Origin of the sequence: Paenibacillus amylolyticus, assembly GCF_047302515.1 — a bacterium.
In the GTDB taxonomy this organism is placed as follows: domain Bacteria; phylum Bacillota; class Bacilli; order Paenibacillales; family Paenibacillaceae; genus Paenibacillus; species Paenibacillus amylolyticus_G.
In genome coordinates, this window is the sequence record NZ_CP168019.1 from 6,411,997 (window position 1) to 6,428,050 (window position 16,054).

A 16,054-nucleotide genomic window follows, 5' to 3' on the forward strand; every position below is an offset into this window, starting at 1 on the left:
TTTTGTCCGCAAATGGGCAATAGGCAGGGAGTATGATTCTCTTATACTTCTACGGTGTTAATCATATAAGTATAGATTGTGACAGCTATTCGGATTTTTGATGAACCCTTGTACGTGATTAAACATTCTGATATACAGATTAGAAAGTGCAGCTAAGACAAAAGGGGTGGATCATGGGGACGGCAGAAGGCATTACGAGAGGTTTCTATGAAGATATAAAGGAAGCTGCGGCCCATATCGTAGACGTATTAAGTGGTATATTGAAGGTCAATACCATCTTCGTTGCCACGAATGACGGGGTGACCAATGTCATTTTGGAGGCCTTTAATCGTACGGAAGAGTTAGTTGTTAAAGGCAGTGCACTTCCATTTACGGATTCATATTGCAGCCTGGTTTTAAGAGACAACGGTAGCGTTCTTACGATCGAGGATACATGTGAACATCCGATGACACGATCCATGGGCGTTACGAGCGGACTAGGCAATCGCTTTTTCGTGGGCGTGCCTATTATGAGAAGATCGGGCGAAACATTTGGTACCATCTGTCTGATGGATGATCCTGGTTATGTAATCAGCGAAACCGATATGAAGACACTGAAGGCGATGGCTGTATTCCTGGGTTATGTTGTTGATCTGGAAAGCACGTTGCATGTTCAGGAGCGGAAACTGAGTGATTCGGAACAAATGCAAGAACAGCTCCAGGCAGAGAAAGAACGTGCCGAATCTGAGGCTATGACCAAAACACAGATGTTGAAGCTAATGAGTCACGAGATTCGCAATCCTTTGAACGGTATTTTGGGACTGACAGATCTGATACGCACACCAGATATGCCCGAGGAGCAGTCCGAATATGTGAACATGATTGAGACAAGCGGCAATATTCTGCTTTCCTTGCTGAATAATATGATGAATTTCAACATTAATGAAGCAGGTAAAACGGTTATACATGATGATCCGTTTGATCTGGTAGGCACCATTGAGAATACCGTGTATCTCTATGCCGGGATTGCGACGGGCAAGAACATTGAGCTGGGATTAAATCTTGAACTGAATGTATCTCAAGTGTTTGTTGGTGATGAAGTCAAGATTGGACAGTTGCTTGCACACGTCATTCAGTATGCTCTCGATTCAACGCGTGAAGGTTCCGTTCTGATCACAGCAGTGGTGAACGGAGAAGAATTGGAGGAGACCGGTACACTTCAGCTCAAGGTGAAGTACACGGGTCAGATGTTATCGGACAAGAAGACACCAACCTTTAACAGCCAAGATGAAAATTTGAATATCCAAAAACTGATTGGAAGCAATCTGGGTTTAGCTGTAAGCCAGAATCTTGCCATTCTCATGCATGGCCGTATTCAGGTGAGCAGTGTGAAGGAAAATGAGACGGAATTCAACATCTCCCTTCCGTTGCGCAGATACTGGGAGTTACCTCAACTCGCAAGTGTTCAGCAGCGGTTAAAAGGGAAAAAGGTGTTACTTGCCAAGGACCCTGACATTTTGCAAGGCGTCTCTTCCCTGATGCGCAGGTGGGAGATGGATGTACACATGACCTCAGGTCTGACATTAGCGCATGATTGGATCAAGGAAGGATTCATGCCTGATGTAGCCGTGGTGGATATGGGATTACTGGAAGGCGGCGCCGTTGATTTTGTACATGAACTGAAACAGCGTCTGGAGGATCTGCCCGTTATTGTTCTGGTTCCCTATGGTATGCACATTGAATTGCATGAAGCAGAAGCCTTTGATGCTGTTCTGACCAAGCCGGTCAGACAGGCTGATCTGTTGAATGCATTGAGTATTACGCTACCTTAAACGAGCAGACAGATGAAGGAATATATGAATTGGTGCACCTGCTTTAGGTGCGCTTCTTTTCATTTTCCATTTTCTGAGCCAAAGCCCTTTTATTCCGAGCTGGTTACGTTACAATAGAAAGTGAACTTCATCTTTATAACCAACAGAGGAGGATATGCAATCAATGGATTATCGCAGATTAGGTGGAAGCGGACTGAAAGTAAGCGAGATCAGCCTAGGAAGCTGGCTGACGTACGGAGGGTATGTGGAACGTGAGAATGCGGTGAAATCAATTGAAACTGCATTTGATGAAGGCATTAACTTTTTTGATACTGCCAATGTATACGAACGGGGTGCAGCAGAAGAACTGCTTGGGCAGACGCTCAAAGCATATTCCCGTGACTCTTATGTACTTGCAACCAAAGTATTTGGCAAAATGGGTGATGGTCCGAATGACCAGGGGTTGTCTCGCAAACACATCAAGGAGCAATGTGAAGCCAGCTTGAAGCGCCTGGGCGTTGAATATGTGGATATCTATTACTGCCATCGTTATCATACCGAAACACCAATTGAAGAAACACTCCGCGCGCTCGATGATCTGGTACGCCAAGGCAAAGTGTTATATGTGGGCGTCAGCCAATGGACTGCGGCTCAGATGGAAGCTGCGTTGGGTACAGCAGACCGTTTGCTCCTGGATCGTATCGTGGTCAATCAGCCGGTGTACAACATGTTTGACCGTTATATTGAAAATGAGATTATCCCGCTCGGCGAGCGTAAAGGCATCGGACAAGTTGTATACTCCCCGCTTGCTCAAGGTCTATTGACCGGGAAATATACGTCCGTTTCCGATATCCCAGAGAATAGCCGTGCTGCCAAGCTAGGATGGGACGAAGGAAAGATCAATGCGGATCGTATCGGGAAAGTTCGTCAACTGATTGAAGTGGCGGACAAGCTGGATCTGAAGGTTGGGCAACTGGCCCTGGCCTGGATTCTGCGCCAAAACAATGTATCCAGTGCACTTGTAGGGGCGAGTCGTCCCGAGCAGGTAAAAGAGAACGCGGCTGCATCTGGCGTGAAGCTGGATGCTGCCATTGTTGAGGAGATTGAGAGCATACTTGCTTGATCTCCTGTCAGCACACAAGCTGAGATGATATGTAATGATCTATAAAGAAAGGGATGTCCTGTACGCCTGAATAGGCGAACGAGACATCCCTTTTTTGGAGAACGTTGAAAGGTTAGTTTATTGAAAGGTTAGATCTTATCTTAAAGTGTAAGAGGCAAGGAACGAAAAGTTAAGGCACACACACGGTTACGCCCTGTATTCTTGGCTTCATATAAAGCACGATCGGCCTGTTCGAAGAAGTCGTCATCGTCATGATCATCACAATGATCGGGATACACGGCTACACCAATGGAGATGGTTAGACGTGTCGTGTGCCCGTCGGGCAGAGCAAAATGGTATTTCTCTACAGCCTGCCGTATGGATTCGGCGGTAGCCACGGCCTGACGGTGTCCACAGTCGAGCAAGAGAATGGCGAATTCTTCCCCACCGTTTCGTGACACGATATCAGCAGAACGTGCATGCTCAACAAGCAGTTGTCCAAGTTGCTTCAGGACCGCATCGCCAGCGGAATGACCATAGGTGTCGTTTACCTTTTTGAATCGGTCAATATCAATGGCAAGCAAGGAAAGCTTCTGTTGATAATCCCGCGCACGCTGGAGTTCCAGTTGAAGTGATTTTTCGAACTGTCGTCGATTGCTCAGGTTGGTAAGATGATCGGTAGAAGCTCTTTTTTCCAATAGAAATAACATTTCATTGGATTTATTAATGAATTCTGCGATGAAATAGATAAATAATCCACCGGCAAAGGAAATGGTCATTTGTAACGGATATATCTTCATTAATGAATTCATGCTGTCCGTGTTCAACATAAGGATGATAAAGATTAATGTCATGCCAAGCAGATTCATTGTAATTATTTTGGTCAGTCTGGACCAGGGAGCATAGGCGAAGTATACACCGGACAGTCCGATCAGAGTCATGACAAATCCTGCATCTATGGCAGAGGATGATAAGCCGAACATCAGAATACGAAGGACCGAGATCATGAGTCCCGTAACGACCGAAGCCAATCCTCCCATATATACCGCTGCGGTAACGATGGCCAGATGCCGTAGATCTACAATCGTAGTTTCGTTCAGAGGGAAAGAATAGTTCATGAGTACTGTGCCATATACACCGAATAGTAAGCCGCCGATCAACTGAACACGTAACGAGGGAAAAGGCAATCGGATACTATAGAACTTTGCGATGATCCCGGACACATACATAAATGTAATCATGACACAGATATTAATGAAAAAAGTGCTAAACAACCGACATTCCCCCTTTTTACGCACATCTCTATATTTTATCTGAAAAGTGGTGCTGTAGCGAACCATATTATCCCAAATTTATGAGGGGATTGCTGGGAAAGATGTTTTATTTGCATATACAGGATGTTAGAGTGATATTGACTTCAATATACAATGAGATTTATACTTAATCTAAATCAAAATGTATTCCTTCTTTTTGGGAAGACCATCATAAGTAGAAGTATCAGTGTCTGATTTCATATAAAATGGATCAATAATAAAGGAGAAATGGTTGTGAGAACTTTAAATCTGACGATACAACGGCAAGCCGTATATGATGTGGTGCGCCATTCAGAGGATCACCCGACAGCTGCTGATGTCATGAACCGACTTGTGGAACAAGGATATAATTTGGCCTATGGTACGGTGTATAATTCTCTTCGTTATCTGACGGACAAAGAATTGATACGGGAACTTAAACTCGGAGAGACAGCAAGCCGGTACGATGCCCGTATGGATGATCATCAGCACATTATGTGTGAAGTGTGCGGCAAAGTGGACGAGGTGATGACAGAGGTTCCTCCACAATGGATGAAACAGGTAGCTGAAGAAACCGGATATGCAATCGATCATGCTCATGTGGTCTTTGGAGGTGTCTGCGGGGAATGCAGAAACAAACGGATCAAGTAAAAATAAAACTGCCTGGCCGCCGTTTACCCCTTAGGGTTAAACCAGCCTTGTCCGATGCAGCACCGCTTGTGGACAATTGTCCTGTTACACGGCGTGTTATTCTGATCAGCCCGATGCCGGGGCAGGTTCATGAACTGGTAAAGGCCTTAACGGATAGCTGCTTTGATGTACTGGTCTTCCATCGCTGGGAACCGGATCTGCATGAGCGTCTTGTCTTTGATCTGTTGATCTATGATCTGTCTGTGGCCGGAACTATCGATGCATTTGCCGGCATTAGCAGCCGATTGAATCGTGAGGCTGAGCATACAACCCCTTGTCTGTATCTGGTCGGTGAGAAGATGATCGGCAGTGCAAGTGGACCGATGCTTCAGGAGGAATTGCTGGTGTGGCCTGCACGCCCGCAGGAAGCACTTTACCGAGTGCAGCGCATGATTGGCAACAGCCCTGCTCTGCCCAACCGTGGTTTTTTGCCTGAGGAAGGGCACCGTATCGGATTCAAAGATCTGTGGCTCGATCGTGAACGGATGAGTGTACAGCGCGATAATAACCGGATTCATCTAACCAAGACCGAATATGATCTGTTACTCAAGCTGATTGATGCCAAAGGTGCAGTCATTTCCCGTGAGGAAATGCTCAGCGATATCTGGGAGACGGACTTTACAGGTGGAAGTAATGTGGTCGATGTTCATATCAAAAGCTTGCGCAAAAAATTGGGCGATAACGCGTCTTCGCCGCAATATATTGTAACAGTAAGAGGAGTGGGCTACCGCCTGGCGGATTAGTCCGCTTTTTTTTGCCCAAATATTTATCTTTCACTTCATGCTTTTTCGGGTACTACCTAATAGATAGGCAGATCAGAATCATTCCCTTAAAACATGTTCATAGTTCATTCATGAAGTGTTGAAGAACCTCATCTTAATCTCATGTGAACCTCATGCAAGAGCAGAGTGGGACATGTTAGAATCAATTTAACAGTTAGATCAAGTCTAAATGTATATTTAAACCGAAGCCGAATATGATTTTAATAGTAGATATATAACAGCCGTGAGACCCATTAGAGGAGGACGACATGATGACAGAACGTATGACTACAAATCAGGGCGCACCTGTAGGTGATAACCAGAATTCCCGCACAGCAGGCAGAAGAGGGCCGACACTGCTTGAAGACTACCATCTCATTGAGAAAATAGCCCACTTTGACCGTGAACGTATTCCAGAACGAGTGGTTCATGCAAGAGGAGCAGGTGCTCATGGCGTATTCACGCTGGAGCAGAGTATGAAGGCTTATACAACAGCTGACTTCCTGCAAGATCCAGGTACGGAGACGGATGTGCTGGTTCGTTTTTCAACCGTTATTCATGGTACGGGATCACCAGAGACTGCACGAGATCCACGTGGATTTTCCGTCAAATTTTACACACGGGAAGGCAACTATGATATTGTCGGTAATCATCTGCCCGTTTTCTTCATTCGTGATGCGATGAAGTTCCCTGATATGGTGCATTCCTTGAAGCCGGCTCCGGATACAAATATTCAGGAACCTGCCCGATATTGGGACTTTATGACCCTCTCACCGGAATCAACACATATGATGACCTGGTTGTTCTCTGATCTGGGCACACCAGCAAGTTATCGGGAGATGGATGGTTTCAGCGTACATGCTTTCAAATGGATTAATGCACAGGGACAGGTCCACTATGTGAAATATAAGTGGGAGTCTGCACAAGGGGTTCGCGGCTTTTCACGTCAAGAAGCTGCCGAGGTACAAGGACAGGACTTTAATCATGCTACCCGGGACCTGCATGAACATATCAAGAACGGGCAATACCCGCAGTGGAAGTTACAGGTACAGTTCTTGAAGCCGGAGCAAATGGATGATTTTGCTTTTGATCCTCTCGATCCAACCAAAACATGGCCTGAAGATGTATTGCCGTTCCATACGGTAGGGACCATGACACTGAATCGGAATCCGCAAAACTTCTTTGCTGAAGTGGAGCAGGCGGCTTTTTCTCCTAGTGCGCTTGTACCCGGAATTGAGCCTTCCGAAGACAAATTGTTGCAAGGACGCCTATTTTCCTATCCAGATACACAGCGTCACCGGCTTGGACCGAACTATTTGCAAATTCCGGTGAATTGCCCGTACGCACCCGTTCGTAATCATCAGCGTGATGGACTCATGAATGTGAATCAGGACCCATCTCCGGTGAACTATGAACCCAACAGTTCCGGAAACAGCCCGCAAGAAGATCCGGCATACCGGGACAGTCAGGTTCCGTTGCAAGGGCATGTTACAAGAGAGAAAATCGAGAAGACGGATGATTATACGCAGTCAGGTGAGCTTTTCCGTTCATTTACTCCTGTAGAGCAGCAGCATTTGCTTGATAATCTGATCAATGACCTTAAGGGTGTATCTGTTGATATTCAAATGCGTGCTCTGTGCCATTTCTTCCGAGCGGATGGACAGCTTGGCGGACGTTTAGCTCATGGACTCGGCGTGGATATTTCTGCACATATGCCGTCACAGGATGGAAAATAAAGCACATTTTGACCATGTTCTACAACATCATACGTACTAATATTCGTTGAAGACCGGGCAGAACCGCGAACGTGCGGAACTCCCGGTCTTTGGCCTTTTTTACTGAAATGGAAAACAAATTTACAAATCATTTACATAAAATAGCTGACATAGAGGTTGACTTCTCATTTGATGGCACTACAATGGGTAGTGTGAGGGGTGTCAGAAAATGAGAATACACAATTTCAAAGTGGGTGAGCGTGGGCTCAACCGATTTTTCGGTCCGCTGGAAGCCAAGATTATGGACATTTTATGGGCTCATCCTGGCAGTAGCATCCGTGAAGTGCAGACCGCACTTGAACAAGACAAAGACGTCAATTTTAATACAGTCATGACCGTGATGAACCGGCTCGTAGACAAGGGACTTCTCGGAAAGTCACAAAAGGGCAGAACATCTTTGTACCAACCGGTACAGAGCAAGGAGGAGTTTATGAACGACCAATCCAAGGAACTGTCACATGAGTTGGTGGATGAATTCGGAGCTTTGGCATTGAATCATATGCTGGATGCGCTGGACGAAGCAGATGCGGGTCTGATTGAACGCTTGGAACAGAAGATCAAACAATGGAAAAAGGATAGCGATTAAGATGTGGAAGACCCGCTCGAAACTTTTGTTTACCGTCGGGTTTGGCATTCCGTTACTCGTGTTCATGCAGATGTTCATGTACGCGATGTACAAAATTTTTGGCTGGGATATCCCTTTTAATCTGCTCTGGCTCTGCAATCATTGGATGAGTCGACTGGGCTGGTTATCCGTGGGACATTTCCTGCTGGCACTGGTATTGCTGACATTTGCGGGAACAGGCTGGTTGCTAACGGTTCGTATGATCAAAACCAGGGCAGCCGTACGTAAACTCCGCTCCATGGAGGTGCGTACATTGTCCCGCGAATTGGAGTCCAGGTATCACCATCTCGGACAGCCCGGATTCATCGTGGTGGACAAGCATTCTCCGGTTGCATTTACAATCGGTTTATGGAGACCTTGTATCGTACTCTCCACGGGGCTTCTGACGATGCTGGATGCAGAAGAGGAGACTGCAGTTGTGTATCACGAAGTCCATCATCTGTGGCACCGTGACCCACTGAAGACAACACTGTTATCGGTATTTGCAATCATGATGCCGTATATTCCCGTATTGAAGCATACTTCGAAACATTACAATATTGTTAGAGAAATTCTGGCAGACAATGAGGCCATCGAGCGTACAGGCAATGTGGCAGGCATTGGCAGTGCATTACTCAAGCTGCTCCGTGCTTGTCCTGAACCTTGGGGGGCCCATGAACTGACCGTTCAATCCTCATTTGCGGATACGTCGGTGAATGTCCGAATTTCACGTTTGCTGGACCCGGAACAGGACGTGACGCTGAGGTTGCCACGTTATGCTGTTCTGATGTCGGCTACTGTTTTTCTATTGCTGTCTATCTTGTTTGTTTGGTCCATCGGATAGATTAATTGGGCTAAATGTGAAGTCGAATATAATGAGGAAGGAAGATGAACATGAATAATAAAAGTGTAGAGATTGGATTACTTTTCTCAAGGATTATGATCGGTTTGATCTTTGTATTGCACGGCTGGAGTAAATTCGAAGGTGGAATCAGCGGTACGGTAGGTTTTTTCGAAAGTATTGGTATTCCCGGATTTCTTGCATCCGTTGTAGCCATCATTGAGTTGGTAGGTGGTGCAGCAATGATTCTGGGTCTGGGAACACGTGTGTTTGCTGCCCTGTTTGCCATCGTGATGGTTGGCGTTCTGTTCACAGCCAAAGTGGGTGAGCCGTTCCTGAGTGGTACCGAGTTAGATTACCTGCTGCTGGCGGGTTCCCTGACACTGCTCTTCACAGGAAGCCGCCTCCTGGCCGTGGATTATCTGTTCTCCAGACAGGGGAACGCTCGCCAGAATGTGAGTGCTTGATTTGACTAGCGATTGCTAAAAATAATGAAGTGGGATTAGTCCTGTAATGAGGTTCTTTATTGGCCAGGCCGGTTCGGGAATTGATTTGCGAACCGGGCTGATCAATAGAGAACTTTTTTCGAAATATAGGGAGTTATGTTATTTCACCATCCTTCTCTATATTTCTTCGGAATGAAACACGCTGAGCCTCTAGAGGACGGGGACAGCCGTTTCACCTTGTTTGGACGACATGCCTATGGTTTGTTACAATGAGAATAAGTATGCTACTAAGAAAAAATAAGGAGGATGCATTTTATGATTAACGTCATTCCATCCGATGCCCGCTCCAGCTTCGATCGAGGCTGGCTCCGTGGTAGTCACGGCTTTTCTTTCGGAGAATACCAAGACCCGGAGAATACGGCGTTTGGACCGATGCGGGTAGCGAACGACGATGTGATTGCGCCTGGTCGCGGTTTTGGAGCTCACCCGCATAGTGACATGGAGATTGTATCCATCGTACTGAACGGCAAGTTGCGACATGAAGATAACCTGGGCAATGTAGCCGTTACAGGCTTTGGTGGTATCCAGCGAATGTCAGCAGGCAGTGGCATGATTCATACCGAACATAATGCATCCGATACCGAAGAAGTACGTTTGCTTCAGCTCTGGTTCATGCCACAGACAAAAGGGTTGGAGCCCTCCTATGAGACCACATCATTTGATCCAGCGGCATTGGCAGGAGCACTCGTGCCGATTGTATCCCCAGATGGGGGACCAAGAGTTGCGGCCATTCATCAGGATATGACGATCTACCTTGGCCGATTAGCCAAAGACGAAACGTTAACCTTTAATCAGGATACAGGCCGCCGAATGTACATTTTCTCCATCGAAGGCAAGCTAGGATTGGATGGAGAGTACCTGTTGAACGAAGGCGACACGGCTCGTGTGGAACAGCAGGATTCAATCGAACTGCAAGGAAACGAAGATACGTTCTATATGATTATTGATTTGCCGTAGATGGCTGATGAAATGAACTCCAAGATGAAGGAGGATATACACGTATGGCGCAACAGGAATGGTTTATGGTTAAACATGCGGTGACCGGACGAGGATTAGCTAATAGCAAAACAGATTCCCTGTCCTATCGGTTCCAACAGGAGGGTACAGGTTTCATATTTACCGTTACGGGTCTGGACGAGCAGATTGTGGAACAGATTATGGAGCTTAGACAGGAACTGAACGTATTTCGATTCGTCCAACGCAAGGATCAGCCCCTTTTGAAACACTGGTACTACGTAGATGGTGAACGGGTAGTATACGACAGGGAGAGTCACACGCTAAGCATCTATGCGAAGTCGGAGATTCGTTATGTACCTGAAGATTATTTTGCAGATTAACTTATAAGTAACTATAGAACTAGGAACATCCCAGAGGTCTCTGTTAAATATAGAGGCCTTTTTGCTGTCTGAAAACTCAGAGAATTTAATCGTAATTTTGCAAAAAAGACCACATAATTCCCCGCTGTCTGGCACAAGCTACCTTGTATAAAAAACAAGAACGGAGGGGCGGCATATGGCGGATAAAACATCTGGGAAAGACAAGTCCCGGCAACCGGGACGAGCTTCTGAAGAGAAAAAACATATCCCTTTGGGACTGCCGTCCCCGCCTTTTCTGCGGCAGCCGATTAGTGCAGTACATGAAACTCAGATTCAAGCGGTAAAGGAGATCTTCTCCGATTGCTCGGATGTGGTTTTTCGTAACGTCATGATTACGCCGGAAGTGAAAGGACTTCTCGTCTATATTGAAGGTATTGTCAATTCGGCTGATATCCAGGAACACATGCTGCGTCCGATTATTCGTGGGCTGGTGCAGCAGCGTACAGATGAACCTGATGTTCCACTGGATGATACAACCGTTGAGCTAACACAGGTGAAGCGCGTTAACACCTGGGCTGCCGCGGCTGAAGGGGTGCTGGCCTCCTCCGCACTTCTGGTGATCGATGGAAGTGCCGAAGCCTGGATGTTCAATGTCAAAGGTGGGGTAAGACGTGGTGTGGAGGAACCTCAGACGGAATCTGTCATTCGGGGGCCACGGGAAGGGTTTACGGAAACATTACGAGTGAACACAGCATTATTACGCTTCAAATTGAAGACACCTGCCCTCAAGATGGTGAGCATGACGCTGGGTACCGAAACCAAAACCGATATTGTTCTGACTTACCTGGAAGGGATCGCGGATCCAAAGGTGGTTCAGGACGTTAAGGACCGCCTGGAAAAGATCAAAATTGACGGCATTCTGGAGACGGGTTATATCGAGGAACTGATTGAGGACCACCCGTATTCTCCATTCCCACAGATGCACTATTCCGAGCGCCCGGATACAGTAGCAGGTAACTTGTTGGAAGGACGATTTGCCATTTTGGTAGACGGAACTCCCTTTGCGTTAATTGCTCCAGTGACCATGTGGCAGATGCTTCAAGCCAGCGAGGATTATTATGAACGATTCTTTATCACTAATCTGTTGCGGTGGATTCGTTTTTTGTTCGTAGCCATTGCGTTATTCCTGCCAGCGCTATACATCGCTATTACGACATTTCATCAGGACATGTTGCCCACCACATTGATTTTAAGTATCGCAGGAGCACGGGAAGCTATCCCCTTTCCCGCACTGGTTGAAGCACTCATCATGGAGCTGTCTTTCGAGGCTCTCCGTGAAGCAGGAGTCAGGTTACCGAAAACGGTAGGGCAGGCCGTCAGTATCCTGGGTGCACTTGTCATTGGGCAGGCAGCCGTTCAGGCAGGGATTGTATCTGCACCGATGGTTATTATCGTATCCATGACAGGTATCGCTTCCTTTACAATTCCGCGGTTTAACTTTGCGATTACCGTTCGTCTATTGCGTTTTCCAATCATGTTACTGGCTGGTATGTTCGGACTGTATGGCATCGTGATCGGTCTGGTCCTGATTTCGGTGCATCTGACACAGATGACTTCATTTAGTGTGCCGTATCTGTCAGGTCTTAGCCCATACAGCAAAACAGATACTAAGGATATTCTCATGCGTGTACCATGGTGGAAAATGATCAATCGTCCATCTACGGTTCAACGGGATCAGAAGCGGATGGCAGAGAAGATCAATGGTTCGCCTGAAGCCGAGGAAGGATGGTGAACGGATGTTTTTTATACGCAAGTACCGTACTGTAGTGATGCTGTTGATCTGCACCTCTTTCATTTCAGGTTGCTGGGATCGTAAGGAGATTAATGATATTGCCTTTGTGATAGGTATTGCTATTGACAAGGAGAAGGACAATTACAGGTCCAGTCTGCAGATTGCCCTTCCTGGTCAATCCGGTGCTACGGGTAGTGAAGGAGGAGGCGGCGGAACAAGTGGTGATAAATCTTGGTTCATATTGTCCAATACAGCCAAAACCTTTCACGGAACATCTCTTGAAGGGCAAAAGGCGCTCTCACGCAGAATATATTACGCTCATCGTCGTACTCTGCTAATCGGTGAGGATTTGGCGAGGGAGGGCGTTGCCCCTATGCTGGATTTGATGACACGTTACCCGCTCAATCGTTTCTCAGCGTTGCCGGTTGTGACAAGAGGAGAAGCATATAAGGTCATGGATACTGATGCACCCATAGAAAAATTTCCATCTGAGATGGTGCGGGAATTGTGTTTTTTAAATATGCGAAATCCCCGCTCACTCAAGACGTTTATAGATTCCATTCTTAGTGAAGGCGTAGATCCTTTTCTGCCCATTGCTTCGGTTGCTGACACTGTGCCGAAGAACTGGAAGGACACCAAAACGAACATCAAGATGGATGGATTGGCCATTTTCAAGAAAGACAAGCTGGTAGGCATGATCGACAAGGCACCGGCAGATGCACTGATTCTGGCCATGGGTGAGGCCAATGCGCCAGAGGTTATGGTCGAGGCTCCACGGGGAGAAGGAGATATATTCATTAAACTGAATGAGAACAATTCTTCGCTGCATCCAAGTGTCAAGAATGACAAGGTTAAGGTGAACATTCAATTGTACGCCAAGGGAGTTATCGTGGATAACGAATCGAATTACGGTGACCGGCGGGAGGAAGAGATATTGAAGTTAAATGACGCCATCCACAAAAAAATAAAGTCAGACATTGAGGAAGGCATCCGATTGGTTCAGCAGAAGTATCATGCCGATATTCTTGGAATCGGTCGATCTATCCATCAACACCTGCCGGCGGAATGGGACAAGATGAAGGATCGATGGGATGTCATATATCCTGACGTTGAGGTAACCGTTATTCCCCGTGTCATTATTGAAAATGTAGGAGTGATCAATAAACCAATCGGTGTAATGGAGGAGGAAGTCATTCATGATTAAACCGCTTTTGTTTACCTATCTGGGCATGGCAATTGTGGTCATCTTGATGGATTTCAGACATATGAAGCAGGCAGCAGCCATTAATCGTTGGATATCCTATGGTCTGATTGCATTGGGGACGGGCATTTGGTTCTATGTCACTCACTTGAGTAAAACGCTTTATGTCACGATATGGATAAGCCATGTTATTCAGCGATTGTTACCCTTACCATAGATTGCAGATAAGGGAGTATGCAAATTGCAGATTGAATGACGGAAAGGAGGTATTGTATGAATCAGAGTGTGACTCATCGGCAGATCGTGCTGCTCGTGCTGCTGCTCAGTATTACAGGTACGCTGATTCAGCCCCACGCGCAGGCCATTTACTACGCGGAGCAGCATGCTTATCTCTCGTATGTGCCCGTTGTTCTTGTGATGATGGCGTCTCTATGGTTGATAAGTAGGGTCCAGCAGCGATTTCCCGATCAGGATCTGTTCGAATCCCTTGTTCAGCGATTCCCGTTTTTGGGGAGGGTAATGGGATTTCTGTACATTCTATTTTTTTTCTTTGTGTTTGCAAGAGATATCCGACTATCGGGTGATTATATAAGTATAACGCTACTGGAGAACACACCCATTTCCATCATTGCATTATCTCTTGTGGTCATGGGGGTCTTTATCGTTCGAGGTGGATTGGGTTCCTTAATCGGAATGGCGGAGTTGTATGTTACCCTGTTCCTGCTGATCTCGGTGATTATACCTTTCATGCTTATTCAGCAGGTGAATATGGATAATCTCATGCCTTATTTTCATGTTGATGTTGCAGGAGTAGGCAAGGGGAGTTGGTACATATTTTCTTTTTATGGAGAGATGATTGCATTGCCGTTTGTCATCAAGGGTAGTGATTTTCGTTTCAAGTCGGTTCTAGGGGGAATGATCATCTCTGCACTCCTAATGATGCTTATCCTTGTGGAGACGATAACTGCGATTGGAGTCCCTATTGCTTCCAGACTGGTATACCCATCCTATGAGCTGGCAAGGCAGCTGCAAATCAGTGATTTTCTAGACCGGTTTGACCTTGCGCTGGCAGCAGCAACCATGCCGACCATGATCACGAAGATTGCATTTGATCTATACTTTGTCTGCTGGGGGCTGAAGCGGATGATCCCGAAAGTGTCGGGAAAAGTGATGACCGGCCCGGTCGCCTTGGTCGGATTCGTAAGTGCTTTCTGGTTCTTCCGAAACGCGATTCAGCTCAATCGTTTTACCCGGGAATGGACATGGATTGCTATTGTTTTTGAAGTACTGTTTCCTCTCGTGCTGTTTGTTTTCCTTCGTCCGCGCAAAAAGGATAAACAAAAATCGAAAGATGCCAGGAAGGACGGAGAGAAAAGAAGGCAGGATTCTCATGGCGGAGAACTCCAGCCTTCCTGATGCATTCCATCAAAAATCCTTATAGATGAACGGGCAAAAAGAGGGAAAGCACAGTTTCCCTTCACAGAAGTACCCTGTATACTGTAGTCAGACTGATGAACATTCGGCTGAACTAACGGGGGGAACATGAATGGCTCAACATTTGGCAGGTGTGCGTGTAGCATTAACAGGACCACGAAAATCGAAAGAAATGTCCGTACTGGTTGAAAAAATGGGTGGAATCCCGCTTGTGCGACCGGCACAGGGGACCGTATTCCTGGATGATCGGAGTATCAGAGATGGGCTGGTATCCTGGATCTCAGACCCGCCAGACTGGGCGGTGTTAACTACGGGTATGGGATTGGATGCATTGTTTGAAATGGCTGAGGATATGGAAGTGGCAGGCCAATTGTTGGATGTATTATCGGAATCCTCAATTGCGGCAAGGGGATACAAGACGGTGAGTGCGCTCAAAAAGCGCAAGTTAACACCGCTGGTACGAGATGATGACGGTAGCACGGACGGGCTCATTCGAGAATTCGCCCCACATGATCTTGCAGGGAAAAAGGTTATGTTGCAGCTTCATGGGGAGACAGCTCCCAAACTTGTTGCATGGTTGGAAGAACAAGGTGCAATCGTCAGACAAGTGCTTCCTTATCGCCATGTACCGCCAGAAGAGGCAGAGCTGGAACAGTTATTGAATGAAATTCTAAAGTTCGAGGTAGATGCTGTTGCGTTCACAAGTGGACCGCAGGTCAGATTTCTGACGCAATATGCAGCCTCCCAGGACAAGCTTGAGCCGATGCTTGCAGCCTTCAGACAAGGTGTAATTCCTGCGTCTGTAGGTAAAGTTACCGCAAACTCCATGCGTGAAGAAGGCATTGAGGCACTGGTCATTCCGGAGGAAGAGAAGATGGGAGCACTCATCGTTGAGCTTGGACGTTACTTTGCAGCAGGGCGTGCGGCCAAGATTAAAGATTAGTGGCCTG

The 16,054-nt window shown here is 46.6% G+C and carries 16 protein-coding genes; 15 read left to right on the forward strand and 1 reads right to left on the reverse strand.

What is annotated here, in order from left to right; translation table 11 throughout:
- Positions 1-173: 173 nt before the first annotated feature.
- Complete coding sequence (locus tag ACDJ59_RS28165) at positions 174-1,811, forward strand: hybrid sensor histidine kinase/response regulator (protein ID WP_413406944.1); 1,638 nt, start codon at positions 174-176, stop codon at positions 1,809-1,811.
- 163 nt (positions 1,812-1,974) lie between these two features.
- Entirely contained in the window at positions 1,975-2,913 is a 939-nt protein-coding gene (locus ACDJ59_RS28170; protein WP_047840782.1) for an aldo/keto reductase family protein, read from the forward strand.
- Between the two features lie 140 nt (positions 2,914-3,053).
- On the opposite strand, the gene ACDJ59_RS28175 is transcribed toward ACDJ59_RS28170, so the two are convergent.
- Positions 3,054-4,166, reverse strand: a complete 1,113-nt coding sequence (locus tag ACDJ59_RS28175) for a GGDEF domain-containing protein (protein WP_413406945.1) — start codon at positions 4,164-4,166, stop codon at positions 3,054-3,056.
- Between the two features lie 273 nt (positions 4,167-4,439).
- On the opposite strand from ACDJ59_RS28175, the gene ACDJ59_RS28180 reads away from it, so the two are divergent.
- The 13 genes from ACDJ59_RS28180 (at position 4,440) to ACDJ59_RS28240 (ending at position 16,047) form a co-directional block, all read left to right on the forward strand.
- Positions 4,440-4,835, forward strand: a complete 396-nt coding sequence (locus ACDJ59_RS28180) for a Fur family transcriptional regulator (RefSeq protein ID WP_036612807.1) — start codon at positions 4,440-4,442, stop codon at positions 4,833-4,835.
- Positions 4,811-5,617: a winged-helix domain-containing protein gene (locus ACDJ59_RS28185; protein ID WP_091012746.1), complete on the forward strand. Its 807-nt coding sequence runs from the start codon at positions 4,811-4,813 to the stop codon at positions 5,615-5,617. Before ACDJ59_RS28180 ends, ACDJ59_RS28185 begins: the two co-directional genes overlap by 25 nt.
- A gap of 290 nt (positions 5,618-5,907) precedes the next feature.
- Positions 5,908-7,371 (forward strand): catalase, encoded by a 1,464-nt coding sequence (locus ACDJ59_RS28190; RefSeq protein ID WP_413409932.1) that lies wholly within the window; start codon positions 5,908-5,910, stop codon positions 7,369-7,371.
- Positions 7,372-7,579: 208 nt separating this feature from the next.
- The gene (locus tag ACDJ59_RS28195) at positions 7,580-7,996 is read left to right on the forward strand and encodes a BlaI/MecI/CopY family transcriptional regulator (RefSeq protein ID WP_036612800.1); all 417 of its coding nucleotides are present in this window, start codon (positions 7,580-7,582) and stop codon (positions 7,994-7,996) included.
- 25 nt (positions 7,997-8,021) lie between these two features.
- Positions 8,022-8,858 (forward strand): M56 family metallopeptidase, encoded by an 837-nt coding sequence (locus ACDJ59_RS28200; protein WP_413406946.1) that lies wholly within the window; start codon positions 8,022-8,024, stop codon positions 8,856-8,858.
- Positions 8,859-8,908: 50 nt separating this feature from the next.
- Positions 8,909-9,322, forward strand: a complete 414-nt coding sequence (locus tag ACDJ59_RS28205) for a DoxX family protein (RefSeq protein WP_100528505.1) — start codon at positions 8,909-8,911, stop codon at positions 9,320-9,322.
- Between the two features lie 294 nt (positions 9,323-9,616).
- On the forward strand, positions 9,617-10,318 hold the full coding sequence (locus ACDJ59_RS28210; protein ID WP_413406947.1) for a pirin family protein: 702 nt from the start codon (positions 9,617-9,619) through the stop codon (positions 10,316-10,318).
- 44 nt (positions 10,319-10,362) lie between these two features.
- Entirely contained in the window at positions 10,363-10,698 is a 336-nt protein-coding gene (locus ACDJ59_RS28215; protein WP_036667838.1) for a hypothetical protein, read from the forward strand.
- Between the two features lie 175 nt (positions 10,699-10,873).
- A complete protein-coding gene (locus ACDJ59_RS28220) occupies positions 10,874-12,469 on the forward strand; it encodes a spore germination protein (protein WP_413406948.1) in 1,596 nt (531 codons plus the stop codon).
- A 4-nt stretch (positions 12,470-12,473) separates the two neighbouring features.
- Entirely contained in the window at positions 12,474-13,673 is a 1,200-nt protein-coding gene (locus ACDJ59_RS28225; RefSeq protein ID WP_413406949.1) for a Ger(x)C family spore germination protein, read from the forward strand.
- Complete coding sequence (locus ACDJ59_RS28230; RefSeq protein ID WP_413406950.1) at positions 13,666-13,887, forward strand: hypothetical protein; 222 nt, start codon at positions 13,666-13,668, stop codon at positions 13,885-13,887. Before ACDJ59_RS28225 ends, ACDJ59_RS28230 begins: the two co-directional genes overlap by 8 nt.
- Positions 13,888-13,943: 56 nt before the next feature.
- On the forward strand, positions 13,944-15,086 hold the full coding sequence (locus ACDJ59_RS28235; protein ID WP_413406951.1) for a GerAB/ArcD/ProY family transporter: 1,143 nt from the start codon (positions 13,944-13,946) through the stop codon (positions 15,084-15,086).
- Positions 15,087-15,216: 130 nt separating this feature from the next.
- Positions 15,217-16,047, forward strand: coding sequence for a uroporphyrinogen-III synthase (locus ACDJ59_RS28240; RefSeq protein WP_413406952.1), 831 nt, complete (start codon positions 15,217-15,219; stop codon positions 16,045-16,047).
- Positions 16,048-16,054: the final 7 nt, after the last annotated feature.